The sequence below is a fragment of the Plantactinospora sp. WMMC1484 genome, from assembly GCF_049315195.1.
Taxonomy (GTDB): domain Bacteria; phylum Actinomycetota; class Actinomycetes; order Mycobacteriales; family Micromonosporaceae; genus Plantactinospora.
Genome location: NZ_CP186055.1, coordinates 3,713,044 through 3,734,958 on the forward strand (window position 1 = coordinate 3,713,044; position 21,915 = coordinate 3,734,958).

The following is a 21,915-nucleotide window of genomic DNA, read 5'->3' on the forward strand; positions in this document are numbered from 1 at the left end:
AGCCGGGGCGTCGACGCGTAGTACGCCCGCGCCCGCCCGCGCAGCACGTGGAGCGAGGTGACGCGCGTGACCCACCCCTCGAAAGCGAACAACCACCCCTCGGACCCCAAGCCAGCTTTCATGGCGTCTAGGGCGCAAACGCGACCGTTGACGCCGAAGCGGGCAACCGGCGCCGCACCCGCCGATCCCGGCAGCACCGGTTCCGCGAGCACCGGTTCCGCCCGTAGCGCTTCCACCGCCGACCCGGTCTCCGGCCGATGGCCCCACGGCGGCTTCGCCCGGCTGCCGTTCGTGGTCGAACGCCCTGCCGGCCAACCCGCGAGCGACGCGAGCTGGGCGTGGTCGCTGCGCCGGCTCGCCCGGCTCGCCGTCTGGTCACTGCCCGGTTATGCCATTGTGTACGGTTCGGTCACCCTCGTCGGGGCCGGGAACGCACCGTTTCTCACCCAGCAGCGGCCGGGCCACCTGCTCGGCTGGATCGGCGCGCTCTGGCTCGGCCTGCTCGCCCTGATGGCACTGGCCAGCCTGCTGGTCAGCACCCGCACCCGGGGCATCGGCCTGGCCGGGCTGCTGGTCGCGGTCGCCGGCACCATGCTGGTGCTGCCGTTCGGCGGGCTGCCGGACGACACGGCGGCGTTCGGCCGGGCCGGCCAGGTCATCGCGGTCAGCGGCGGCCTGCTTTACTCCCTCGGCTGGTGGCTGACCGGGATGGCGGTGCACCGCTCCGGTGTATTCAGCCGCTCCGACGGCGCGCTGCTGATGATCGCGGCACCGCTGCTCGGTGCCGGTGGGATGCTGGCCTCGGCGCTGCACGCCCTCGGCGCGGTTCTCGTGCTCGCCGCCGGGGTCGGCATCGCCTGGCGGGCCCGGCGGCTCGTGCCGGTGGTCGGCCGGGCCGCGCTGACCCGCCCGACCACGGCCGGCGCGGTGGCGGCGAAAGTCTCCCGGGAGGGTCGTGCCGTCGTGCCCGCGACGGGCGGGGGGCTCGGCTCCGCGACGACCGGACCGGCCCCGTCCTGACCGCACTCGCCAGGGTGCCTCGCCCCGGTGGGGATGACGATCAGGGCTCGCCCCTCCTGGCCCAGGTCATGAAGCGCGCGGTGAGGTCGATCGGGCCAGTCGGGCTGGCTGGCACGGCCAGGAGCCCGATCCGGCCATCTCCGGCGCTTCCAGCCCCTGGTCCTGCCCGGCCTCCTCCAGACCGAACGATACGCCCGAGCCCTGCACGAGGGGGCGGGCCATCTCGTCGGCGACGAGATGGAGCAGCAGGTGGCGGCCCGGCTGGCGCGACAGGAGATCCTGCGCCGGGACTCGCCCCCGCAACTCGTCGCGGTGCTCGACTACACCGCGCTGGAGCGCCCCGTCGCGGCCCCGACGTGATGCAGGAGCAACTGCGCTATCTGCTGGAGGTGGCAAGCCGGCCCAGGGTCCACCTGCACGTGGTGCCGAGAGGGGTCGGGGCATACCCCGGGCTGAACGGGGCCTTCGTGATCGCCAGTGTCCCGGGAGGCGGCGACATGGCGTATCTGGACAACCAGTTGCAGGGCACGATCGTGGAGCGCGCGGCGGACGTACGATCGTCCGGCGCACCTGGGAGTCTGTGCGAGCCGAGGCGATGCCACACGGGGCCACCCTCACGTTGATCTCGGAGGCGGCGAAGACATGGACCTGACCGGCGCGATCTGGCACAGGAGCACCCGCAGCAGTGGCAATGGTGGCGACTGCGTGGAGGTTGCGGAGAACCTGCCGGGCGTCGTCGGCGTCCGGGACAGCAAGGACCGGCAGGGGCCGGCGCTCACCTTCGACCCGCAGGCGTGGCGTTCGTTCCTGACCTTCGTCAAGCGACACTGACCCGGCACCACGACGGCTTCCGGCGCGACGAGTTCGACTCCGCAGATCGCGACCTGGGAAAATCAGCCCGTGTCCGACCTGCCGACCGCTGCTGTTGACGAGATCACCGACCCGGACGATCCCCGGATTGCCGACTACCGGGCGCTCACCGATGTGGAGCTGCGTACCCGGTGGGAGCCGCCGAACGGGCTCTTCATCGCCGAGGGTGGACTCGTGCTCCGCCGGGCGCTCCGAGCCGGCTACCGGCCGCGTTCCTTCCTCGTCGACGGGAAGCGTCTCGACCAGCTCGGCGACCTGGACACCGGTGGCGCACCCGTCTACGCCGCCCGTCCGGCCGTGCTGGAGCGGGCCACCGGCTTCCACGTACACCGGGGTGTCCTCGCCTCGTTCCACCGCCGCCCGCTGCCGGACGTGCCGGAGGTGCTCCACGACGCTCGCCGGGTGGTGGTGCTGGAGGACGTCAACAACCACACCAACCTCGGGGCGATCTTCCGGGGTGCCGCCGCGCTCGGGGTCGACGCCGTGCTCCTCTCGCCGACCTGTGCCGACCCGCTCTACCGGCGCAGCGTCCGGGTCAGCATGGGCGAGGTCTTCGCGGTGCCGTACGCCAAGTTCGACCGCTGGCCGGCCGGGCTGGCCGAGGTCCGCGCGGCCGGTTTCGCGCTGCTGGCGCTGACGCCGGCCCCGGACGCGGTGCCGCTGCAACGGCTCACCCCGGCGCAGCGGCAGCGGGCCGCGCTGCTCCTCGGTGCCGAGGGCGCCGGTCTCACCCCCGCCGCCCAGGCCGCCAGCGACACCCGGGTGGTCATTCCGATGCGCCGGAATGTCGACTCGCTCAACGTAGCGGCGGCCGCCGCCGTGGCTCTCTGGGAACTGGCCCGCGACGACCCACCGCAACCGGCCGCATGATCCGGTAGCGTCCGGCCGGCGAGGAGGGCCGGCACGGAGGGTAGCGTCGGGGCCGTGTTTCCCACCGTGCGTGAGGTGCTGGCTCTCGACCCGGTCCGGCACGGCGGCCCCCGGGTGGTTGCCGGGGCGGCCGGGCTGGACCGGCCCGTACGCTGGGTGCACGCCGCCGAGGTGCCGGACATCGCGGCCCTGCTCAGCGGTGGTGAGCTGGTCCTCACCACCGGGATTGGGCTGCCGGCCGACGACGCCGGGCTGCGCGCCTTCGTCGGCGAGCTGGCCGACGTCGGGGTCTCCGGACTCGTCGTCGAGCTGGGCCGGCGCTATCCGGCGGCGGTGCCCCGGGCGATGATCGCGGCGGCCGAGCGCCGGCACCTCCCACTTGTCGAACTCTGTCGGGTGACGCCCTTCGTCCGGATCACCGAGGCGGTGCACGGGCTGATCGTCGACGCCCAGCTCGCCGAGCTGCGGGCCACCGAGGAGATCCACCAGCGCTTCACCGAACTCTCCGTCGAGGGTGCCGAGCCGGCCGAGGTGGTCCGGCAGGCTGCCGAGCTGGCCGGCTGCCCGGTGGTCCTGGAGAACCTCTCCCGGCAGGTGCTCTGCCACGACCCGGCGGGGGAGAGTGCCGAGCTGCTGCTCCGGGGCTGGGAGCAGCACTCCCGGCGGATCCGGCCGACGACCGGCCGGACCGGCTACGACCCGGACGCCGGCTGGCTCTGCACCACCGTCGGCGCCCGGGGGCAGGACTGGGGGCGGCTACTGCTGCGCTGGCCCGCCGGTGAGCTGCCGGCCGCACCGGGTGCCCCGCCGACCCGGTTGACCATCCTTGTCGAGCGGGCCGCCTCCACCCTGGCGCTGGGCCGGCTGATCCGGCGGGACGCCGAGGGGCTGGAGCGGCAGATCCACCGCACCCTGCTCAGCGCCCTGCTCGACCACACCCGGCCGGTCGACGAGGTGGCGTTGCGGGCCCGGGCGCTCGGCGTACCGCTGGACCGGCGGCACCTGGTCGGGGTGGTGGTGCGGTACCGCGCCGACGAGCCGGGCGGGGCCGGGCCGGCGGCGGGTGGCCCGGCAGCGGGTGGCCCGGCGGGTCAGGCCCGGCTGCGGGACCTGGCCGAGGCGGTCAGTCAGGCGCTCCGGGAGGCCGAGCTGAGCGGCCTGACCAGCACCCTGGACGACCAGGCGGTCGGGGCGCTGCTGGCGCTCCGCGAGGCCGGGCAGGAGGAGCCCGCCCTGGCCGCCTTCGCGGCGGCCCTGGACCGGGTACGCGTGGATGCGGGCCCGGCGGCTGCCGACCGGGTACGCCAGGATGCGAGCCCGCCGGCGACCGGGCCCCACGCCGCCCGGCCCTACGGCACCCCGGGGGCGGTGATCGTGGCGGCCGGGTCGGGCGTGGCGAGCGTACGGGAGGCGCGACGCTCGCTGATCGAGGCCCGCCAGGTCGCCGACGCCGCCCGGCGCGGTCGACGGGACCTGCCGGTGTTCCGGCTGCCGCAGGTCGGGCTGGCCGGGCTGCTGCACCTGCTCCGGGACGAGCCGAGGTTGCAGACCTTCGTCGAACGGGAACTCGGACCCCTGCTGGCGCACGACGCCGAACACCCGCGCGAGCACCTGCTCGGCACCCTCCGCGGTTATCTGGCGAGCGGACGGAACAAGTCGGCGGCGGCTGCGGCGGCGCACCTGTCCCGGCCGGCCTTCTACGAGCGGCTGGCCCGGATCTCCCGGATCCTCCGGGTCGACCTGGACTCGGTCGACGACTGCCTGTCGCTGCACGTCGCCCTGCTCGCCCTGGACGCCGTTCGGGACGACTGAGCCGGCGGCTGCCCGCCCTCCCCTGCGGCGGGTCAGGAGATCGCGGTGAGCGCCTTGGCGTAGGCCGGTGGGACGAAGTGCGGGCCGGCCGGGGTGAAGACATCGGTGGCGCCGGCCGCCGTCCACGCCTGCTCCGGAAGCGCGTCCAGCAGGGTGCGGACCACGGCCGCGTCCCGCCAGTCCGGGTGCTCCGCGGCCAGGCCGAGCGCCACCACCGACTCCTCGACCTCACCGACGCACTCGAAGGGCTTGTGCGCGTCGATGCCGAGGATCTCGAGGTAGCCGGGCACCTGAGCGGGATCGGCCAGCAGGTCGGCGCCGAAGATCTGCACCAGCCGGGCCCGGGGCATGAACGGGGCCAGGGCCAGGAAGATGAAGCGGCACTTCGGGCAGTTGCCGCACCACCGGTCGCTCGGGTCGCTCAGCTTGAACGCGGCGTTGCAGCTGGTCACCACGTCGTCGTAGCGGTCGAACTGGGCGAAGAGCCGGGCGATGTGCAGCTCGGAGAGGGGGCGCAGCAGCGAGAAGTACGGCTCGGCCAGCCCGGCGTGCCCGGCGAGCGCCGCCCGGAGCAGCCCTTCCGCCTCCACCCCCTTGGACCACTGGTGGTTGACCGGGCGACCGTGCCAGAGCAGGTTCGGGTCGGAGGCGGAGCGCTCGTTCGACATCACCACCGGGCCGAGCCCGTGCAGCACGGCGGTGGCGACCGCGACCAGCGAGTTGATCGCGGTGACCGGGATGTGCCCGTTGCGCGCCCCGGCCGCGTTCAGCTCGATGAGCGCCGGGTCGAGCCGGCGCCGGGCGGCCAGCGGGGTCAGCCCGGAAGCCTCGTTGACGCTGACGATGATGTGGTTCGGGTTGACCGAGAAGGGCACCGGGTCGAAGCCGGCCCGGCGCAGCGCCTCCAGGCTGACGATGGAGTCCTTGCCGCCACCGACCGTCGACAGCGGCCGGCGGTCCGAGTTGTCCAGCGCGACCGGGTCGGTGACCTGCCCGTCCGGCAGCTCCGGGACCAGGTCCAGCACGTGCGGCAGATCGTTGCGGTACGCGTACTCGGCGAGACCGGCGGTGTAGACGGCGGTGACCAGCGCGACGGCGGCCTCGCCCAGCGGCGCCGGCAGGACCAGCCGGGGCGGCGCCGCGGCCTTGTAGTAGCTCACCCCGGCGACCAGGTGCAGCAGCTCCAGCACCCGCTCGAAGGTGGCCAGGGTCGCGGCCGACGGCGGGGCCTCCGGCAGCGGAAAGGTGATCCGCTCGGTGAAGCGCAGCTCGCCGTCCGGACCGGTCAGCGCATAGCCGAGGCCGGCCTCCCCGGTGGCCGGGTCGAAGGAGCGGGCCGGGAAGGAGAAGGCGGCCATCCGCCGGAGCTGCTCGTCGGGCGCAGGCAATAGCTCGTTGGGCACACGCAATAGTAAGCAACCCCCGGAGCGGCCGGCCGCCGGTTGACGGGATGTCAATGTCCGGGCCCGGGTGCCCGACAGGGTGGCAGTTGCCCGGCGTGCCGGTGCGGTGGGAGCGTGCAGTGGTCCGCGTACCCGGGAAGGGATGTGACCACGCATGACCACCGAGGAGCTGCTGGCGCGGCACCGGGCCGTCCTGCCGTCCTGGATGCCGCTCTACTATGCCGAGCCGATCGAGATCGTCTCAGGGTCCGGGCGCCGGGTCACCGACGCGCAGGGCCGCAGCTACCTGGACTTCTTCGGCGGGGTGCTGACGAACATGCTCGGCTACGACATCGCCGAGGTGACCGAGGCGGTACGGCGGCAGCTCGCCACCGGCGTGGTGCACACTTCGACGCTCTACCTGATCCGGCAGCAGGTGGAGCTGGCCGAGAAGATCGCCGGGCTCTCCGGCATCCCGGACGCCCGGGTCTTCTTCACCAACTCCGGCACCGAGGCCAACGAGGCGGCGCTGCTGGTCGCCACCAACTACCGGCGGTCGCACCAGGTGCTGGCGGTGCGGAACAGCTACCACGGCCGGTCGTACGCGGCGATGGGGATCACCGGGCACCGGAGCTGGTCGGCGAGCAGCCTCAACCCGCTCCAGGTGAGCTGGCTGCACTCCGCCGACCGGCTGCGCGGCCTGCTGGCCCGGCTCGGCCCGGACGAGTACGTCGACGCGGCCGTCGACGACCTGCGCGAGGTGCTGGCGACCCAGACCAGCGGGGACGTGGCCTGCCTGATCGCCGAGCCGATCCAGGGGGTGGGCGGCTTCGTGGCCCCGCCGGACGGGCTCCTCGGGGCGTTCAAGAAGGTGCTCGACGAGTCCGGCATCCTGCTCATCTCGGATGAGGTGCAGACCGGCTGGGGGCGGACCGGGGAACACTTCTGGGGCTACCAGGCGCACGGGGTCACCCCGGACCTGCTGACCTTCGCCAAGGGCATCGGCAACGGCTTCGCCCTGGCCGGGGTGGTGGGCCGGGCCGAGGTGCTCGACGCGGTGCGGGCCATCTCCTTCTCCACCTTCGGCGGCAACCCGGTCTCCACGGCGGCCGGCAACGCCGTCCTGGACTACCTGCTCGACCACGACCTCCAGGCCAACGCGGCCCGGGTCGGCGGCGTACTCCTCGCCGGGCTGCGCGAGCTGGCCGACCGGCACCCGGCCATCGGCGAGGTACGCGGCAAGGGCCTGATGCTCGCCGTCGAACTCGTCCGCCCCGGCACCGCCGAGCCGGACACCACCGCCACCGGCCGGGTCTTCGAGGAGTGCCGGCGCGGCGGCCTGCTCGTCGGCAAGGGCGGCCTCTACGGCAACGTGCTGCGGATGGGCCCCCCACTCACCCTGACCGAGGATGAGGCCCGGGAAGGGCTGGCCATCCTCGCCGACGCCCTCGCCACGCTGTAGGACAGAGGTGTAAGGAAGGGCCCCCGCTTATCGTTTTCTCTTGTAGAAGGGCCCCCGCCTTACACCTTTTTCGGTGGGGTGGAGCGGAGGAGGCGGAGCAGGGCGGCCCCGGCGAGGTACGCGACCAGCGCGCCGACCGGGAGGCCGAGCAGGTAGTCGCCGCTCTTCGGGGCGACGTTGTTGCTGAACAGGCCGACGACGGCGGCGGCGAAGCCGAGCACGATGAGGAGGAGCCGGGGCAGTGGGCGGGTGAGTGCCCGGCAGAGGGCGGGTGGCATCCAGCGGGGGCGGGTGGTGGGGCGGCGGGTGCCGCGCAGTTCGAAGCGGGCGAAGGCGGTGACCAGCAGCGCCAGTACCAGGGCGAGCATGATCACCCAGGGGATCCGCCAGAGCCACCAGGCGGCGCTGCCGACCGCCGGGGTGGGCAGTGCGCCGAGCGCGTCCAGCGCGCCGGCCAGCAGGATCACGGCGGTGAGGTGCCAGAGGAAGATGGTCAGCACCACCGAGTTGACGGCGACCACCAGCGTCCAGGGGCGGGTGCGGTGCAGCCACCGCTCGGCCGGGGCGCGGAGCAGCATGATCAGCCCGAGTTGCGTGGTGGCCAGGGCGAGCAGGGCCAGGCTGGGCGGCGACATGTTCTGGATCCGCTGGCCCGGCTGGTTGATCATGCTGGTCGGGTACGGACCGACCAGGGTGAGCAGCAGCAATGCGGTCGCTCCGGCCAGCAGCAGCGGTACGCCGAGCCGGGGCCGCATCGGCAGGCTCCCGGTCCGCCAGGCGAAGCCGACCTGGTGCATGGCGAGCCAGCCGAAGAGGAAGTTGCCGTACCCCCACCGGCCCTCGCCGAGCAGCCGGGCCAGGTCACCGGCGGCGGCGAGGCCGAGCAGCACCACCGGGACCGCGAGGCCGTAGCGCAGATGCAGGGCGTACGTCACCGGGGTCAGCAGCACCACGCAGAGGTAGGCGGAGAGGAACCAGAGCGGCACGGTGGCGTACCAGACGACCTCGCGGACCTGAGTCGGGCCGGCGCCGAGCAGCCGGGCGAGCAGGGCGGCGAGGGCGAGCAGCACCAGCAGCACGGTGGTCGGCCGGAGCAGCCGGCCGCTGCGGTCCCGCAGCCAGTCGCCGGCATCGCCGCCCCGGCGCCGCTGGCTGCCGAGGGAAGCGGCGTTGGCGTATCCGCCGACCAGGAAGAAGAGCGGCATGACCTGGAAGAGCCAGGTGCCCGGGTGGGCCCAGGTGATCTCCTCCAGGGCGTTGTGGCCGCGCAGCCGTCCCGCGTCGTCGTGGTCGAGCACGGCGATCAGCCAGTGCCCGAGCACCACCATAATGATCGCCACCGCACGGAGCAGGTCGACGTAGCGCTCCCGCTGGGCGGGTGTGCGGCCGGCGACTTCCCGCAGGCGGCGCATGTGGCCAGGCTATCGACTCCGTCGCCGGGCCGGGGCGGATTGCCGGTCCGTAACGGTTCGGCCGTGAGGGCTTGCTGCCGGCACGTCTGTCCGTAAGAATCCTTCAGTAACTTTCAGTGAACTGAAGACAAGCACCACACAGTAGAGACCTGCGTGAAGACGAGCGCCATCGGCTGCGGCGTCCACCTGGACCGGATCCGAGGAGAAGCTATGAACAGGCGTGAGATCCTCCGTCGTACTGCGGCGGCCGGCCTGCTGGCCGCCCCCGCCACCGGGCTGCTGACCGGTTGCGCCCTCGGCGGCGGTGACGACAACGGCGGCGAGGCCGTCGAGGGTACGAAGAGTGAGCAGAACCCGCTCGGCGTCAAGGAGGACGCGCCGCTCGAGGTGGTCATCTTCAATGGTGGCTTCGGGGAAGAGTATGCCAAAGCCCACGAGGCGATGTACAACGAAAAATATCCACAGGCGACGATCAAGCACTCGGCGACCCAGGAGATCAACAAGACTCTCCAGCCCCGGTTCGTCGACGGCACCCCGCCGGACGTGGTGAACAACTCCGGCGGCGGCCAGATCGACTTCAACGGCCTGGTCTCGCAGGGCGCCCTGGCCGACCTCGGCGAGCTGCTGGACGCGCCGAGCCTCGACATCCCCGGCAAGAAGGTCCGGGACACCCTGCTGCCGGGCGTGGTGGACGTCGGCTCGTACGACGGCAGGTTCCTGGTGCTCAGCTACGCCTACACCGCGTACGGGATCTGGTATTCCACGAAGCTCTTCGCCGACCGAGGCTGGCAGTACCCGAAGACCTGGGACGACCACATCGCGCTCTGCCGGCAGATCAAGGCCGCCGGTATCGCCCCCTGGACGTACGCCGGCAAGCATCCCCGCTACATGAGCTGGCCGGTGATCGCGACGGCGATCAAGTTCGGCGGCCCGGACGTGGCGAAGGCGATCGACAACCTGGAGCCGAACGCCTGGAAGTCCGAGTGGATGAAGGCGGCGGCGGACGCCTGGTACCAGATAGTCAAGGACGGCTTCATCCTCTCCGGCAGCCCCGGCCTCGACCACGTGCAGTCGCAGACCGAGTGGTGCCGGGGCAAGGCCGCCTTCATCTCCTGCGGCTCCTGGCTGGAGAGCGAGCAGGCCAAGGTCACCCCGCCCGGCTTCAACATGTCCATCGCGCCGACGCCCAGTCTCGGGCCCGGCGACAAACTGCCGTTCGAGGCGATGCGCGGCACGGCGGGGGAGCCGTTCATCGTGCCGGCCAAGGCCAACAACCGGGCCGGCGGACTTGAATACCTGCGCACCATGCTCTCGATGAAGGGCGCCCAGGACTTCACTCGGAAGGTTTCCAGCCTCAGCGTGGTGGCCGGCTCGACCGAGGGCATCGACCTGCCCTTCGGGCTGAGTTCGGTGGTCAAGGCGCTGGACGCCTCGGGCAGCAACGGCTTCAACTGGGTCTACAACAACTTCTACCGGAAGCTGGAGCGGGAGCTGGTCGACGCCGCCTGCGGCGAGTTCTTCAGCGGCCGGAGCACCCCGGCGGAGTTCCTGGACCAGTGCCAGAAGGGCGCCGACCAGATCGCCGCCGACAGCAGCATCAAGAAGTACAAGCGCGGCTAGTCGAGCGCGGACAGTTCGGGTGCCGTCGCGGGGGTCGGCCGCACGGCCGGCCCCCGCGTGGAGATCATCGCGGGGGCCGGCCCTCCCGCGTGGAGTGGGCAAGGATGTCAGGCTCGTGAAACATGGCAAGTATCCGCTGATCATCACCTTCCTGGTGCCGCCGTTGCTGCTGTACGGCATCTTCGTGCTCTCGCCGTACCTCCAGGCGTTCCAGATCTCCACCACCAACTGGCTGGGCTACTCGGCCACCGCCGACTACGTCGGGCTGGAGAACTTCGCCACGCTGCTGCGCGACGGCGCCCTCTGGAACGCGGTGAAGAACAACGCGATCCTGCTGGCGCTGCTGCCGGTGCTGACCATCGGGCTCGGGCTCTTCTTCGCCAGCATGCTCAACATGGGCGGCCGGCGCGGTACCGCCGGGGTGGTCGGGGTACGCGGCACGGCGGCGTACCGGCTGGTCTACTTCTTCCCCCAGGTCCTCTCGGTGGTGATCATCGCGCTGCTCTGGAAGGAGGTCTACCACCCCAACAGCGGGCTGCTGAACGCGTCGCTGCGCGCGGTCGGGCTCCCCGCCCCGACCTGGCTCGGCGACCCGCGCACCGCGTTCTGGGCGGTGCTGGCGGTGATGGTCTGGGCCAACGTCGGCTTCTACGTGGTGCTCTTCGGCGCGGCGATGCAGGCCATCCCGAAGGACATCTACGAGGCGGTGATGCTCGACGGTGCCTCCCGGTTCACCACGCTGCGCCGGATCACCATCCCGCTGCTCTGGGACACCGTCCAGGTCGCCTGGATCTACCTGGCCATCGCCGCGCTGGACGGCTTCATCCTGATCCAGCAGATGACCGACGGCGGGCCCAACCACTCCTCGGACGTGATCGGCCTGCGGATGTACAACACGGCGTTCGGCACCGAGACCAAGTTCGGCTACGCCTCGGCGATCGGCGTGGTGATGTTCTTCCTGACCCTGTCGGTGGCGGTGCTGGCGCTGCGCGTCACCCGCCGGGAGCGGATCGAGTACTCATGACCACCGTCGACACCTCCGCGCCGGCCCCGCCCGCCGCCGGCAGCGACGGCCGGTCCGGAGCCGGCGACCGGAGACCCCGCCGTGAGCTGGGCGTGCTCAACGTCTTCTCGCACGGCTTCCTGCTGCTCTGGGCGCTGCTGACCACCCTGCCGCTGCTCTGGGTCGTGGTCAGCTCGTTCAAGAGCGACGGCGAGATCCTCAGCGAACCATGGGGACTGCCGGGCGCGCTGCGCTTCGAGAACTGGGCGCGGGCCTGGACCGAGGCCCGGATCGGGCAATACTTCCTGAACAGCGCGGTCGTGGTGGCCGGCTCGCTGACCCTGACGATGCTCTTCGGCGCCGCCGCCGCGTACGTCTTCGCCCGCTACGAGTTCCGGTTCCGGCAGGTCTTCTACTACCTCTTCGTCGGCGGGATGATGTTCCCGGTCTTCCTCGCCCTGGTGCCGCTCTTCTTCGTGGTCCGCAACGCCGGGCTCTTCAACAGCTGGACCGGGCTGATCCTGGTCTACGCGGCCTACTCGCTGCCGTTCACGGTCTTCTTCCTCTCCGCCTTCTTCCGGACCCTGCCGACCTCGATCGCGGAGGCGGCACTGATCGACGGTTGCGGCCACTTCCGGCTCTTCTTCCGGGTGATGCTGCCGATGGCCCGGCCGGGCCTGATCAGCGTGGCCATCTTCAACTTCCTCAGCCAGTGGAACCAGTTCATCCTGCCCCAGGTGCTGATGCAGGGGGACGAGTCCAAATGGGTACTCGCGCAGGGGCTCGCGGCGCTGGCGGTCAGCCAGGGCTACCAGGGCGACTTCAGCGGGCTCTTCGCCGGGCTCACCCTCGGGATGCTGCCGGTGCTGGTGGTCTACGTGCTCTTCCAGCGCCAGATCCAGTCCGGGCTGACGGCCGGGCAGCTCAAGTAGGCGAGGGGTCGTACCCGCGTCACGTCCGACGGCCCGGCTTCCCCGGGCCCGTCCGGTCCGGCCGTTTGCGACCCCACCGGGGCTCCTGGGTCTCAGCCCTGATCGCTGATCGTCGCGTGAAGCTGGTCTGAAGCTTCCGTGAAGCTTCTGACCGCTCCAATGGTCGCAACCGAGAGGCACCGACGATCGCCGATTCTTGATGCCGATCGCCATGTGTCGTGAGCCCAACAAGGGAGTAACACATGCCGAAACGGGTAGCGGTCACACTGTCCATGGTGGCAACGCTCGTTGCCGCAATCGCATTCAGTCCCCCCGCGCAGGCTGCCCCTGCCCCTGCGACGGTCGCCGCTGCGCGGACCGTCGAACCGCTCATCGATGAGCGGCGGTGTAACGCCAATCAGCTGCCGCGCCAAATCTGGCTGACCTACGCATCACGTCCGACACGGTGCTTCGGCGGCACCGTCGGTAGCTTCAACCTGGGCTACAATCCCGCGACGCCCGTCCAATGGCTCTCATCAGGGGACTACCACGGCACCATCTACTGCGTTGGCCTGACCCTGCCGTTCGGACCAGCGACTGATGCCTTGTTGAACAGGACATGTACTCGCCTCGATATCCGTCCGGCGAGCTGATGCAGCCGTAACACCCACCGTCGGTGGTGGCGCGGGGTCCGCCACCGGGCTATCCACTCCGCCCACCACCCCCATGGTCGCCGGGTCGCCCGGGGCACTCCGGCCCGGGCTCCCACATGAACGAACGCGACAGTCTCCGCTCTCTCGCTCATCCGTGAGCACTCGGTTGGCCAGGCCGAGCACGCGGACAAGGCCGAGATGAGGGAGGCGTTCGTATGGTGAGTTACCGCAGTGCTGCTGCGAGTTCGGCGGCGTTGTCGAACGCGGGTGCCGCCCTTTCGGATTCGTCTTCCGTGAGCGTGACGGACTGGGCGCGGGCCAGCATCTCGGCCGCGGTCTCTGGATTGTGTAGCACCATCGCGAGTTCGGCGCGGTAGACCAGGACCTCTACCTGCTCGACCGGGTCGTCGTCGGTTTGTGGGCGGGCCAGCGCGCTGTCGAGGATCCGAACGGCCTGGCCGACGCTTCCCCTGGAGTCGGCCTGCACGACAGCATTCGCCAGGGCCTTGGCCAGCCGCCCGGCAGGCGTGGTGGCCGGCGTGGGCGCGGTGGCGGCGTTCCGAAAGACGCGGATCCAGTTGCCGCCCGGGTCGATGACGCTGAACCCGCCCAGCCCGTCGGCGTTCTTCCGTGCCCTGGGCCTGGTCATCCGCGGCGTTCCGGATACCAGGACCTTGCCGTACGCGGCGCGCATGCCGGCTGCGAATGCTCGGTGTAGTCCCTCGATGTCCGCGGTGATGACGAGACAGGAGCCGTAGGACTGCTCCGGGTCGAATCCGGGGATCTCGAAGAATTGCAGATGCAGGTCTTCCCGCTGCACCGCCACGCACGCGTTGGGCTTGCGCTGCTTGTACGTGGTGCGGAAACCGAGAACTCCGTAGAAGGTTTCGATGTCGTCGATGGATGCGCACGGCAGCAGGGGAACGGTCACCTCGTTGGTCATGCCTCCTTCCTAGGCGTCGTGAGGTGTCCGTCGCACATGGAAATAGCCGATCATCGCCTTCGGTCATCCGATCGGCTGATGACTCAGCCGTCGACCGGGTCGAACAGCCGGCGGTGTAACTCGGCCGGGTCGGTCAGCTCGGGCAGGCTGCGGGCGGCGAGCCAGGCGGCGCCGAGCGCACCGTCGTCGGCGTACCGCAGGGGTGCGTCCGGCCAGCGCGCCGTCAGGGCCGAACGTACGGTCTGTACCAGTGGCGTGTCGACGACGAGGAGCCCGCCGCCGAGCACGATCGGCGTGCGTGCCTCCGCCGGCCGGATCCGGTCCACGTTGGCGGAGAGCAGCCGGGCGGCCTCGCCGAAGATCGCGGTGGCGGCCGGGTCGCCGTCGATGCCAGCCTTGAGCACCAGTGGGGCGAGCGCGGCCAGTTCGACGGCGGGCCGCCGGGTCACGGTCTGCACCAGCACGTCTACGGTGTCCCGGGGGCGGGCGGCGACCTCCGCCGAACCGAGCAGCTCGGTCAGCACGAGGGTGGAGAGCAGTCCGGGTGGCTGGTGCCGGTCGAGGTCGGCCAGTGCCTGCCGGACGGCCTCCCGGCCGAGCCAGAAGCCGCTGCCGGCGTCGCCGAGCAGCCAGCCGTGGCCGTCGGCGACCCGGTCCAGCGCCATGTCGCGTACCTCGGCGGCGATCGCGCCGGTGCCGGCGATCAGGATCGTGCCGTCCGGTTCGGCGGCGCCGGAGGCGTACGCGACGAGGGCGTCGCCGAAGACCTCGTACGGGCAGCGCAGTCCGACGTCCTGCCAGGTCCGGTCGAAGGCGGCCCGGCCGGCGGGATCGGCGAGCAGTCGACCCGCTCCGGCCAGCCCGATGGTGCCGGCCCGGACGAGTTCCGGGTCGAGCCCGGCGAGGGCGTCGGTCAGCGCCACCCGGAGCTGTTCGGCGGCCTGCTCGGCGCCGTGGCTGGTCGGGTTGCCGCCGCCGGCCCGCCCGGTGCCGAGCCGTTCCCCGGACAGTGCGACCACCGTGGCCCGGGTCGAGGTGCCGCCGACGTCGAGTCCCACCACCATGCCGTCCGACATCACCGGCAGCCACCTCTCGTACCCGAGTCGATCGACATACATGCTGGTCGTTCCGGCTGTCCGGGGCAAGCGTCGCCGGTCCGCCACCAGTCCCGTCCAGGTAACAGTTTGAAAACTTCACCCATCGTCTTGACAAGGAGGGGGGGTTAGTAAGAACTTTTACCACTAACAGTTAACTTCCTTTTCCGAAAGGTGGGACGGCCCATGGTCGAGCCGGAGGCGGAGACCATCGCGGGCACCGCGGTGGTCGATGCCGAGCCCGACCGCCGGGCCGCCGCCGGGCTCTCACCGGCGGACAGCGTGCTGGTCCGGGTCCGGTCCCGGCTCCCGGAGTTCACCGGCGCGCTGCAACGGGTGGCCGAGCACGTGCTCAGCGACCCGGCCGCCGCCGCCCGGGCCACCATCGTCGAGCTGGCGGAACGCAGCGGTACGTCCCCGGCCACGGTCACCCGGTTCTGCCGGGCGCTCGGGTTCGAGGGCTACGCCGACCTCCGGCTCGGCATCGCCGCCGAGACCGGCCGGGCACACAGCGCCGGCTGGACGGTCGACATCGGCCGGGAGATCCAGCCGACCGATCCGCTGGAACGGGTCCTCGGCCAGATCATCGCGGCGGACACCCGGGCGATGCACGACACCGCCGACCTGCTCGACCTGACCGAGGTCGGGCGGGCTGCCGAGGCGATCGCCGGAGCGGCCCGGGTGAACATCTTCGGCGCCAGCGGCAGCGCGCTGGTCGGCGAGGAGATGCAGTTCAGCCTGCACCGCATCGGGGTGGCGGCGTGGGCCTGGAACGACGTACACGAGGGATTGGCCAGCGCCGCGCTGCTCCGCCCCGGCGACGTGGCGCTGGGCATCTCGCACGGTGGCCAGACCCGCGAGACGATCGAGACCCTGGCCGAGGCGGGCAGCCACGGCGCGACCACGGTGGCGCTGACCGGCTTTCCCCGGTCGCCGCTGGCCGAGCTGGCCGACATCGTGCTACTCACCGCCAGCCAGGCGACCAGCTTCCGGCCGGACGCGCTCTCCGCCCGGCACCCGCAGCTCGTCGTGCTCGACCTGCTCTACATCGCCGTCGCCCAGCGGACCCACGACCGGGCCCACGCCGCGTTCCAGCGGACGGCCCGGGCGGTGGGCGGGCACAAGGCGAACAGGGAGGCGCGGCCGTGACACGCATTCCGACACCGACACCTCGGGGTGGAGGCATTCCCTTCCGCCTCCGACCCGACCGTCCCCCACCGGGGACGGTAACCGCACCGCTGGCAGGTCTCGGTCATCCGGCGCCGTCCGGCTGGCCCGACCCGATTCTCAACTGAGGAGATGAAGATGTCCGCAACCCCCGACCACACGTCGGACCGCGTTGATCCGTCGGCCACCACCGGGCCGGACCTGCCGGCCGCGGTGGGCGCCAGCCGCCGTACGGTGCTGCGCCGGGCCGCCGCCGCCGGTCTGCTCGTCACCCCGGCCGTCGGGCTGCTCAACGCCTGTGCCACCGGCGGTGGCGACGACGAGACCGAGCAGGAGACCGGCGAGAAGAGTGCCACCAACCCGCTCGGCGTCAAGGAGGACGCCGCGCTGGAGGTGATCATCTTCAACGGTGGCTACGGCGAGAAGTACGCCACCGACGTGCACGAGAAGCTCTACAAGACGGCGTTCCCGAACGCGGAGATCAAGCACCAGGCCACCCAGGCGGTCTCCACGGTGCTCCAGCCGCGCTTCACCGCCGGCGACCCGCCGGAGTTCGTCAACAACTCCGGCGAGAAGTTCCTCGACTTCGGCGCCCTGGTCAACGACAACCAGCTTCAGGACCTGACCGAACTCTGGGACGCGCCGTCGGTCGACGACCCGAACACCAAGGTCCGGGACACCGTCATCCCCGGCGTGATCGAGCAGGGCATGTTCAACACCCCCGACGGCGGGCGCAAGCCCTTCGTCCTCTACTACGTCTCGACCGTCTACGGCATCTGGTACTCGGGCAAGCTCTTCAAGGACAACGGCTGGACCGTCCCCACCACGTGGGAGCAGTTCACCGCGCTCTGCGACCAGATCAAGGCCAAGGGCATCACCCCGTTCGGCTACGCCGGGGCGAACGCGGCCTACTACATGTGGAACGTGATCCTGACCCAGGCGGCCAAGGTCGGTGGGCCGGACGTGCTGAAGAACATCGACAACCTGGAGCCGGACGCCTGGAAGGCCGAGCCGGTGATCGCCTCCGCCCGCGCCTGGGCCGAGATCGGCGCCAAGTACGGCGACAAGAGCTTCGAGGGGCTCAAGCACACCGACGTGCAGCTGCGGCAGAACCAGTACAAGCTCGCCTTCTACCCCAGCGGCGACTGGCTGGAGAACGAGCAGAAGAAGGACACGCCGGCCGGCTTCGAGTACCAGCTCATGCCGGTGCCGAGCCTGACGGCCGGGGACAAGCTGCCGGCGGGGGCGCTGCGGGCGGCGGCCGGTGAGGGCTACTTCGTCTCGGCCAAGAGCAAGAACCCGCGCGGCGGCATGGAGTACATGCGGCAGATGCTCTCCAAGGCGGGCGCCCGGGGCTTCACCGAGACCGTCGGTGCGGCCACCGTGGTGCCGGCCGGCAGCGAGGGCTACCAGTTCCCGCCGGGGGTGGCCAGCTCGCAGGCCGCGCTCAAGGCGGCCGGGCAGAACGTCTTCAACATGATGTTCGACAACTGGTACAAGGAGCTGGACACCGAGGCCCGGACGGCGACCAACGAGCTGATGTTCGGTCGCGCCTCGGCCGAGCAGTGGGCCGACCGCATCCAGAAGCGCGCGGACGCGATCAAGGGCGACAGCAGCGTCGCCAAGTTCACGCGCTGAGGCGGGGGAGACTGATCGATGCGGCAGGGCAAGTACCCGTTCGTGATCGGCTTCCTGGCGTTGCCGGTCACGCTCTACTCGGTCTTCGTGATCGCGCCGTACGCCCAGGCGTTCCAGCTCGCGATGACGAACTGGCGGGGGATCGGCACGCCGGAGTGGATCGGCTTCGACAACTTCCGGCGGCTGCTGAACGACGACGCCTTCTGGAAGGCCGTCCAGCACCACGGGATATTGCTGCTTGCCCTGCCGCTGATCACCATCGCGATCGCGCTCTTCTTCGCGTTCCTGCTCAACGTCGGTGGCGGTAGCCGGGGCGGGCAGCGCGTCGGTGTCCGGGGCTCGGCCTTCTACCGGGTGGTCTTCTTCTTCCCGCAGGTACTGGCGGTGGCGATCATCGCCGTGCTGTTCCAGATGGTCTACCGGCCGGACGAGTCCGGCCTGATCAACGGCGTGCTGACCAAGATCGGGCTCGAACCGGTCTTCTTCCTGATCAACCCGAACCTCGCCCTCTGGTCGATCATCGGGGTGCTGGTCTGGCAGGCGGTCGGCTTCTACGTGGTGCTCTTCTCTGCCGGCATGGCGTCGATCCCGACCGAGATCTACGAGGCGGCCGAGCTCGACGGCGCCACCAAGGTCACGCTCTTCTTCCGGGTCACCCTGCCGCTGCTCTGGGACACCCTCCAGGTGGCCTGGGTCTATCTCGGCATCGCGGCGTTCGACGCCTTCGCCATCGTCGCGGTGCTCTCCGTCGACAGCGGCGGCCCGGACGGCGCCACCACGGTGCTGGCGATGGAGATCTACCGCAACGCCTTCGTGTACGGCCGGGCCGGCTACGCCTCGGCGATGGGAGTGGCGCTGTTCTTCCTGACCATCACGTTCGCGGCGCTCGCGCTGCGGGTGTCCAAGCGGGAGAGCGTCGAGTACTGAGATGGGACCCCAGAGATGACGACACAGACCGAGCGCCCGGTGCCCGCCGGGCCGGTGCAACGCAAGGTGGCCGGCGGGGTCGGCAGGGGCCGCGACCGTCGGGCCGGGGAGGTACGGCTGCTCTCCAGCCTGGGCCACGTGGCCCTGGTGGTCTGGGCGGTGATCGTCATCGTCCCGATCCTCTGGACCTTCCTCGCCTCGTTCAAGAACACCACCGAGATCTTCAGTAGTCCGTGGACGCTCCCGGGCGAGCTGCGCTGGGAGAACTGGGGCCGGGCCTGGACACAGGCGCGGGTCGGCAGGTTCTTCGTCAACAGCGTGATCGTGGTCACCTGCGGGGTCTTCGGCACCATGCTGCTCGGCTCGATGGCCGCGTACGTGCTGGCCCGCTACAGGTTCGTCGGCAACCGGCTGATCTACTACCTCTTCGTCTCCGGTCTCGCCTTCCCGGTCTTCCTCGCCCTGGTGCCGCTCTTCTTCGTGGTGGACAACCTCGGCCTGCTCAACTCGCACACCGGGCTGGTCCTGGTCTACATCGCCTACTCGCTGCCGTTCACGGTCTTCTTCCTGGCGGCGTTCTTCAAGACGCTGCCGACCTCGGTCGCGGAGGCGGGCATGATCGACGGCTGCTCGCACACCCGGCTCTTCTTCCAGGTGATGCTGCCGATGGCCAAGCCGGGCCTGATCAGCGTCGGGATCTTCAACATCATCGGGCAGTGGTCGCAGTACCAGCTTCCACTGGTGCTGCTCTCCAACGCCGAGGACAAGTGGGTGCTCACCCAGGGCATCGCCGACATCTCGGTCAACGCCGGCTACGAGGCGGACTGGTCCGGCCTCTTCGCCGCGCTGACCATGGCGATCCTGCCGATGATCCTGGTCTACGCGATCTTCCAGCGGCAGATCCAGTCCGGCCTCACGGCCGGAGCGCTCAAGTAGCCCCGACGGTCCACCGGACCGCTGCGGCACCCCGGGAACCGGCCACCGGCCGGCCGCCCTACCGGATCGGGCCCCGGTTTCTCACGAGGAGACCGGGGCCCGGATCTGCGCAGAGCCGGTGCAGGAGGGTCAGCCCGGCAGGGTCACCTGCGCCGGGGTCGACCGGCCGGCGGTGGTGCCGTCGCCGAGCTGCCCCGCCGTGTTGTTGCCCCAGCACCAGAGGGCGCCGTCGGTGCGTACTCCGCAGGTGTGATAGCTCACCGCGAAGCCGCCGGTCCAGGTGGTGGCGGTGCCGACCCGGGTCGGGGCGTACCGGTGGGTGGTGCTGCCGTCGCCTAGCTGGCCTGCCGCGTTGTTGCCCCAACACCAGAGACTGCCGTCGGTGCGGGCCGCGCAGGCCGAGTCCTCGGCCGCGTTGACCCTGGCCCAGGTGGTGCCGGCGACCTGGACCGGTGCGGTCCGGTGGGCGCCGGTGACACCGAGCTGCCCGTACCCGTTCTCGCCCCAGCACCACAGGGAGCCCTCGGGTGCGGACCCCGCAGGTGGAGGCGTAACCGGCCGCCACGCCGGTCCAGGTGGTGGCGGTGCCGACCTGAGCCGGAGTGGTCCGGTAGCTCAGGATGCCGAGACCGAGCTGGCCGTTAGAACTGTCGCCCCAACACCAGAGGGTGCCGTTGGTCCGGGTGGCACAGGTGTGTGCGAAGCCGGTGGTGACGCTCGCCCAGTCCGTCGCCGTGTCGACCCGGACCGGGCTGGTCGCGCCGGAGACCGAGGAACCGACCCCGAGCTGACCGTTGCGGTTGGTGCCCCAGCACCACAGGCTGCCGTCGGTCCGGACGGCGCAGGTGTGGCCGTTGCCGGCGCTGACACCGGCCCAGGTGGTGGCGTCGCCGACCCGGATCGGAGTGTGCCGGACCGTGGTGGTGCCGTCACCGAGCTGGCCACTGGAGTTGCGGCCCCAGCACCAGAGCGTGCCGTCCGTCCGGACCGCGCAGGTGTAGCTGCTCCCGGCGTCGAGGGCGGCCCAGGTGGTGGCGTCGCCGATCCGCGCCGGGGTGTTGCGGTTGGTGGTGGTGCCGTCGCCGAGCTGGCCGCTGGAGTTGCTGCCCCAGCACCAGAGCGTCGCGTCGGTAGGGATCGCGCAGGTGTGCGCGTAGCCCGCGGTGACCCGGGAAACCGTCGCGGCGGCGACCGAGGCGCCCGGTGCGCCTCGCTCGGCCGCGCCAGCGCCTGCGGCAGCCGCGCCAGCCGGGCCTGCCGTGAGGCCGATGGCGAGCGCGGCGATTCCGGTGGACGCCACCGCCGTGACGACGACGCCCCTCGTCGCGCGCCGCCATCGAGCCCGTGGCCGACCGTCCTGATCTTCGTACATGTGCTGTTTCTCCCCAAGAGACGTCGATGCCGAAACGGTGGAGGCGGCATTGCCCGGTAGGCCGCGAACGGCCCGCCAATTCTTGTCATGGATCCTAGGCATTGATTAAGGACAATGGAAATCGCGACTTCTCGCTACTGGACGAGGCCGGCAATCATGGAGGGATGCCTCTGCTCGTGCCACCGGTCCTGCCGGCCGACTCACTGCGAACGATCCGGCAACCCCGGCTCGACGCCGCCGGCGGGCTGGAGCTGCGGCCCTGGCGGGCGACCGACGCCGCCACGGTGCGGGAAGCGTTCGGGTGCCCGCAGATCCAGCGGTGGCATCTGCGCCGGATGGACAGCGACGCCGAGGCGTGCGACTGGACGGCGCAGTGGCCGGAGCGCTGGGTGGCCGGGACGGATGCGAGCTGGGCCGTGGTCGAGGAGCGGTCGGACCGGCCGCTCGGCCAGGTGGGGCTGCGCGAGATCCGGCTGGAGCAGGCGTCGGCCGAGCTGTCGTACTGGGTGCTGCCGGTCGCCCGTGGTCAGGGCCTCGCCGGCCGGGCCGTACGGGCACTCCAGGCCTGGGCCTTCGACCGCCTCGGACTGCACCGGCTGGACCTGCGGCACTCGACGGCGAACCACGCCTCCTGTCGGGTGGCCGGCAAGCTCGGGTTCCCGGTCGAGGGCACGCTACGCGGGGCGTGGCGGCACGCGGACGGCTGGCACGACGTACACCTGCATGCCCGGCTGCGCGACGAGCGGCCGCACGCTGGCTGCGGCCGGTGACATGACGGCGGGTGCCCCCTATGCTACTGAATGGAGTGTGGTTGCCATCCGGA

Annotated in this window: 18 protein-coding genes and 2 pseudogenes; 15 read left to right on the plus strand and 5 right to left on the minus strand. The window is 71.1% G+C overall.

The window, feature by feature from the left end; translation table 11 throughout:
* The first annotated feature begins 147 nt into the window (after positions 1–147).
* The 5 genes and pseudogenes from ACN28C_RS16320 to ACN28C_RS16340 all read left to right on the plus strand — a co-directional run bounded on the left by ACN28C_RS16320 (position 148) and on the right by ACN28C_RS16340 (position 4,572).
* On the plus strand, positions 148–1,020 hold the full coding sequence (locus ACN28C_RS16320) for a hypothetical protein (protein ID WP_422774289.1): 873 nt from the start codon (positions 148–150) through the stop codon (positions 1,018–1,020).
* A 162-nt stretch (positions 1,021–1,182) separates the two neighbouring features.
* Positions 1,183–1,643: pseudogene (locus ACN28C_RS16325) on the plus strand (DUF5753 domain-containing protein).
* A 19-nt stretch (positions 1,644–1,662) separates the two neighbouring features.
* Positions 1,663–1,851 carry a DUF397 domain-containing protein gene (locus tag ACN28C_RS16330; RefSeq protein ID WP_422774290.1) on the plus strand — a complete coding sequence of 63 codons (189 nt, stop codon included), beginning with the start codon at positions 1,663–1,665 and terminating at the stop codon, positions 1,849–1,851.
* Positions 1,852–1,920: 69 nt separating this feature from the next.
* Positions 1,921–2,760 carry a TrmH family RNA methyltransferase gene (locus ACN28C_RS16335; protein ID WP_422774291.1) on the plus strand — a complete coding sequence of 280 codons (840 nt, stop codon included), beginning with the start codon at positions 1,921–1,923 and terminating at the stop codon, positions 2,758–2,760.
* A 54-nt stretch (positions 2,761–2,814) separates the two neighbouring features.
* Positions 2,815–4,572, plus strand: a complete 1,758-nt coding sequence (locus ACN28C_RS16340) for a PucR family transcriptional regulator (RefSeq protein WP_422774292.1) — start codon at positions 2,815–2,817, stop codon at positions 4,570–4,572.
* 32 nt (positions 4,573–4,604) lie between these two features.
* Here the strand turns inward: ACN28C_RS16340 and ACN28C_RS16345 are convergent, their stop codons facing one another.
* On the minus strand, positions 4,605–5,930 hold the full coding sequence (locus tag ACN28C_RS16345; protein ID WP_422774700.1) for a hypothetical protein: 1,326 nt from the start codon (positions 5,928–5,930) through the stop codon (positions 4,605–4,607).
* A 199-nt stretch (positions 5,931–6,129) separates the two neighbouring features.
* Between ACN28C_RS16345 and ACN28C_RS16350 the strand changes: the two genes are divergently transcribed.
* Entirely contained in the window at positions 6,130–7,416 is a 1,287-nt protein-coding gene (locus tag ACN28C_RS16350) for an aspartate aminotransferase family protein (RefSeq protein ID WP_422774293.1), read from the plus strand.
* Positions 7,417–7,475: 59 nt separating this feature from the next.
* Here the strand turns inward: ACN28C_RS16350 and ACN28C_RS16355 are convergent, their stop codons facing one another.
* Positions 7,476–8,828, minus strand: coding sequence for an acyltransferase family protein (locus tag ACN28C_RS16355; RefSeq protein ID WP_422774294.1), 1,353 nt, complete (start codon positions 8,826–8,828; stop codon positions 7,476–7,478).
* Between the two features lie 210 nt (positions 8,829–9,038).
* Here ACN28C_RS16355 and ngcE (ACN28C_RS16360) point away from each other — a divergent pair, with 210 nt between their 5' ends.
* The 4 genes from ngcE (ACN28C_RS16360) (at position 9,039) to ACN28C_RS16375 (ending at position 13,015) form a co-directional block, all read left to right on the plus strand.
* A complete protein-coding gene (gene ngcE, locus ACN28C_RS16360) occupies positions 9,039–10,448 on the plus strand; it encodes an N-acetylglucosamine/diacetylchitobiose ABC transporter substrate-binding protein (RefSeq protein WP_422774295.1) in 1,410 nt (469 codons plus the stop codon).
* 115 nt (positions 10,449–10,563) lie between these two features.
* Positions 10,564–11,472: a carbohydrate ABC transporter permease gene (locus ACN28C_RS16365; RefSeq protein WP_422774296.1), complete on the plus strand. Its 909-nt coding sequence runs from the start codon at positions 10,564–10,566 to the stop codon at positions 11,470–11,472.
* The gene (locus ACN28C_RS16370) at positions 11,469–12,383 is read left to right on the plus strand and encodes a carbohydrate ABC transporter permease (RefSeq protein ID WP_422774297.1); all 915 of its coding nucleotides are present in this window, start codon (positions 11,469–11,471) and stop codon (positions 12,381–12,383) included. Before ACN28C_RS16365 ends, ACN28C_RS16370 begins: the two co-directional genes overlap by 4 nt.
* A 242-nt stretch (positions 12,384–12,625) precedes the next feature.
* Entirely contained in the window at positions 12,626–13,015 is a 390-nt protein-coding gene (locus tag ACN28C_RS16375) for a hypothetical protein (RefSeq protein ID WP_422774298.1), read from the plus strand.
* A gap of 223 nt (positions 13,016–13,238) precedes the next feature.
* Here ACN28C_RS16375 and ACN28C_RS16380 read toward each other — a convergent pair whose 3' ends face one another.
* A complete protein-coding gene (locus tag ACN28C_RS16380; RefSeq protein WP_422774299.1) occupies positions 13,239–13,958 on the minus strand; it encodes a VOC family protein in 720 nt (239 codons plus the stop codon).
* 83 nt (positions 13,959–14,041) lie between these two features.
* The gene (locus ACN28C_RS16385; protein ID WP_422774701.1) at positions 14,042–15,034 is read right to left on the minus strand and encodes an N-acetylglucosamine kinase; all 993 of its coding nucleotides are present in this window, start codon (positions 15,032–15,034) and stop codon (positions 14,042–14,044) included.
* 204 nt (positions 15,035–15,238) lie between these two features.
* Between ACN28C_RS16385 and ACN28C_RS16390 the strand changes: the two genes are divergently transcribed.
* The 4 genes from ACN28C_RS16390 to ACN28C_RS16405 all read left to right on the plus strand — a co-directional run bounded on the left by ACN28C_RS16390 (position 15,239) and on the right by ACN28C_RS16405 (position 19,720).
* The gene (locus ACN28C_RS16390; protein WP_422774300.1) at positions 15,239–16,201 is read left to right on the plus strand and encodes a MurR/RpiR family transcriptional regulator; all 963 of its coding nucleotides are present in this window, start codon (positions 15,239–15,241) and stop codon (positions 16,199–16,201) included.
* 156 nt (positions 16,202–16,357) lie between these two features.
* Positions 16,358–17,857, plus strand: coding sequence for an N-acetylglucosamine/diacetylchitobiose ABC transporter substrate-binding protein (gene ngcE / locus ACN28C_RS16395; RefSeq protein ID WP_422774301.1), 1,500 nt, complete (start codon positions 16,358–16,360; stop codon positions 17,855–17,857).
* An 18-nt stretch (positions 17,858–17,875) separates the two neighbouring features.
* Positions 17,876–18,784, plus strand: coding sequence for a carbohydrate ABC transporter permease (locus ACN28C_RS16400; RefSeq protein WP_422774302.1), 909 nt, complete (start codon positions 17,876–17,878; stop codon positions 18,782–18,784).
* Positions 18,785–18,799: 15 nt separating this feature from the next.
* Positions 18,800–19,720 (plus strand): carbohydrate ABC transporter permease, encoded by a 921-nt coding sequence (locus ACN28C_RS16405; RefSeq protein WP_422774303.1) that lies wholly within the window; start codon positions 18,800–18,802, stop codon positions 19,718–19,720.
* 129 nt (positions 19,721–19,849) lie between these two features.
* On the opposite strand, the pseudogene ACN28C_RS16410 reads toward ACN28C_RS16405, so the two are convergent.
* A pseudogene (locus ACN28C_RS16410) lies at positions 19,850–21,092 on the minus strand (RCC1 domain-containing protein).
* A 164-nt stretch (positions 21,093–21,256) separates the two neighbouring features.
* On the opposite strand from ACN28C_RS16410, the gene ACN28C_RS16415 reads away from it, so the two are divergent.
* Positions 21,257–21,862: a GNAT family N-acetyltransferase gene (locus ACN28C_RS16415; RefSeq protein ID WP_422774304.1), complete on the plus strand. Its 606-nt coding sequence runs from the start codon at positions 21,257–21,259 to the stop codon at positions 21,860–21,862.
* Positions 21,863–21,915: the final 53 nt, after the last annotated feature.

Bases quoted from the DNA above. Each gene is read 5' to 3' on its own strand.
- ACN28C_RS16330 (WP_422774290.1), top strand. From the start codon at position 1,663: ATGGACCTGACCGGCGCGATCTGGCACAGGAGCACCCGCAGCAGTGGC.
- ACN28C_RS16345 (WP_422774700.1), bottom strand. From the start codon at position 5,930: ATGGCCGCCTTCTCCTTCCCGGCCCGCTCCTTCGACCCGGCCACCGGG.
- ACN28C_RS16350 (WP_422774293.1), top strand. From the start codon at position 6,130: ATGACCACCGAGGAGCTGCTGGCGCGGCACCGGGCCGTCCTGCCGTCC.
- ACN28C_RS16355 (WP_422774294.1), bottom strand. From the start codon at position 8,828: ATGCGCCGCCTGCGGGAAGTCGCCGGCCGCACACCCGCCCAGCGGGAG.
- ngcE (WP_422774295.1), top strand. From the start codon at position 9,039: ATGAACAGGCGTGAGATCCTCCGTCGTACTGCGGCGGCCGGCCTGCTG.
- ACN28C_RS16370 (WP_422774297.1), top strand. From the start codon at position 11,469: ATGACCACCGTCGACACCTCCGCGCCGGCCCCGCCCGCCGCCGGCAGC.
- ACN28C_RS16375 (WP_422774298.1), top strand. From the start codon at position 12,626: ATGCCGAAACGGGTAGCGGTCACACTGTCCATGGTGGCAACGCTCGTT.
- ACN28C_RS16380 (WP_422774299.1), bottom strand. From the start codon at position 13,958: ATGACCAACGAGGTGACCGTTCCCCTGCTGCCGTGCGCATCCATCGAC.
- ACN28C_RS16385 (WP_422774701.1), bottom strand. From the start codon at position 15,034: ATGTCGGACGGCATGGTGGTGGGACTCGACGTCGGCGGCACCTCGACC.
- ACN28C_RS16390 (WP_422774300.1), top strand. From the start codon at position 15,239: ATGGTCGAGCCGGAGGCGGAGACCATCGCGGGCACCGCGGTGGTCGAT.
- ngcE (WP_422774301.1), top strand. From the start codon at position 16,358: ATGTCCGCAACCCCCGACCACACGTCGGACCGCGTTGATCCGTCGGCC.
- ACN28C_RS16400 (WP_422774302.1), top strand. From the start codon at position 17,876: ATGCGGCAGGGCAAGTACCCGTTCGTGATCGGCTTCCTGGCGTTGCCG.
- ACN28C_RS16405 (WP_422774303.1), top strand. From the start codon at position 18,800: ATGACGACACAGACCGAGCGCCCGGTGCCCGCCGGGCCGGTGCAACGC.
- ACN28C_RS16415 (WP_422774304.1), top strand. From the start codon at position 21,257: ATGCCTCTGCTCGTGCCACCGGTCCTGCCGGCCGACTCACTGCGAACG.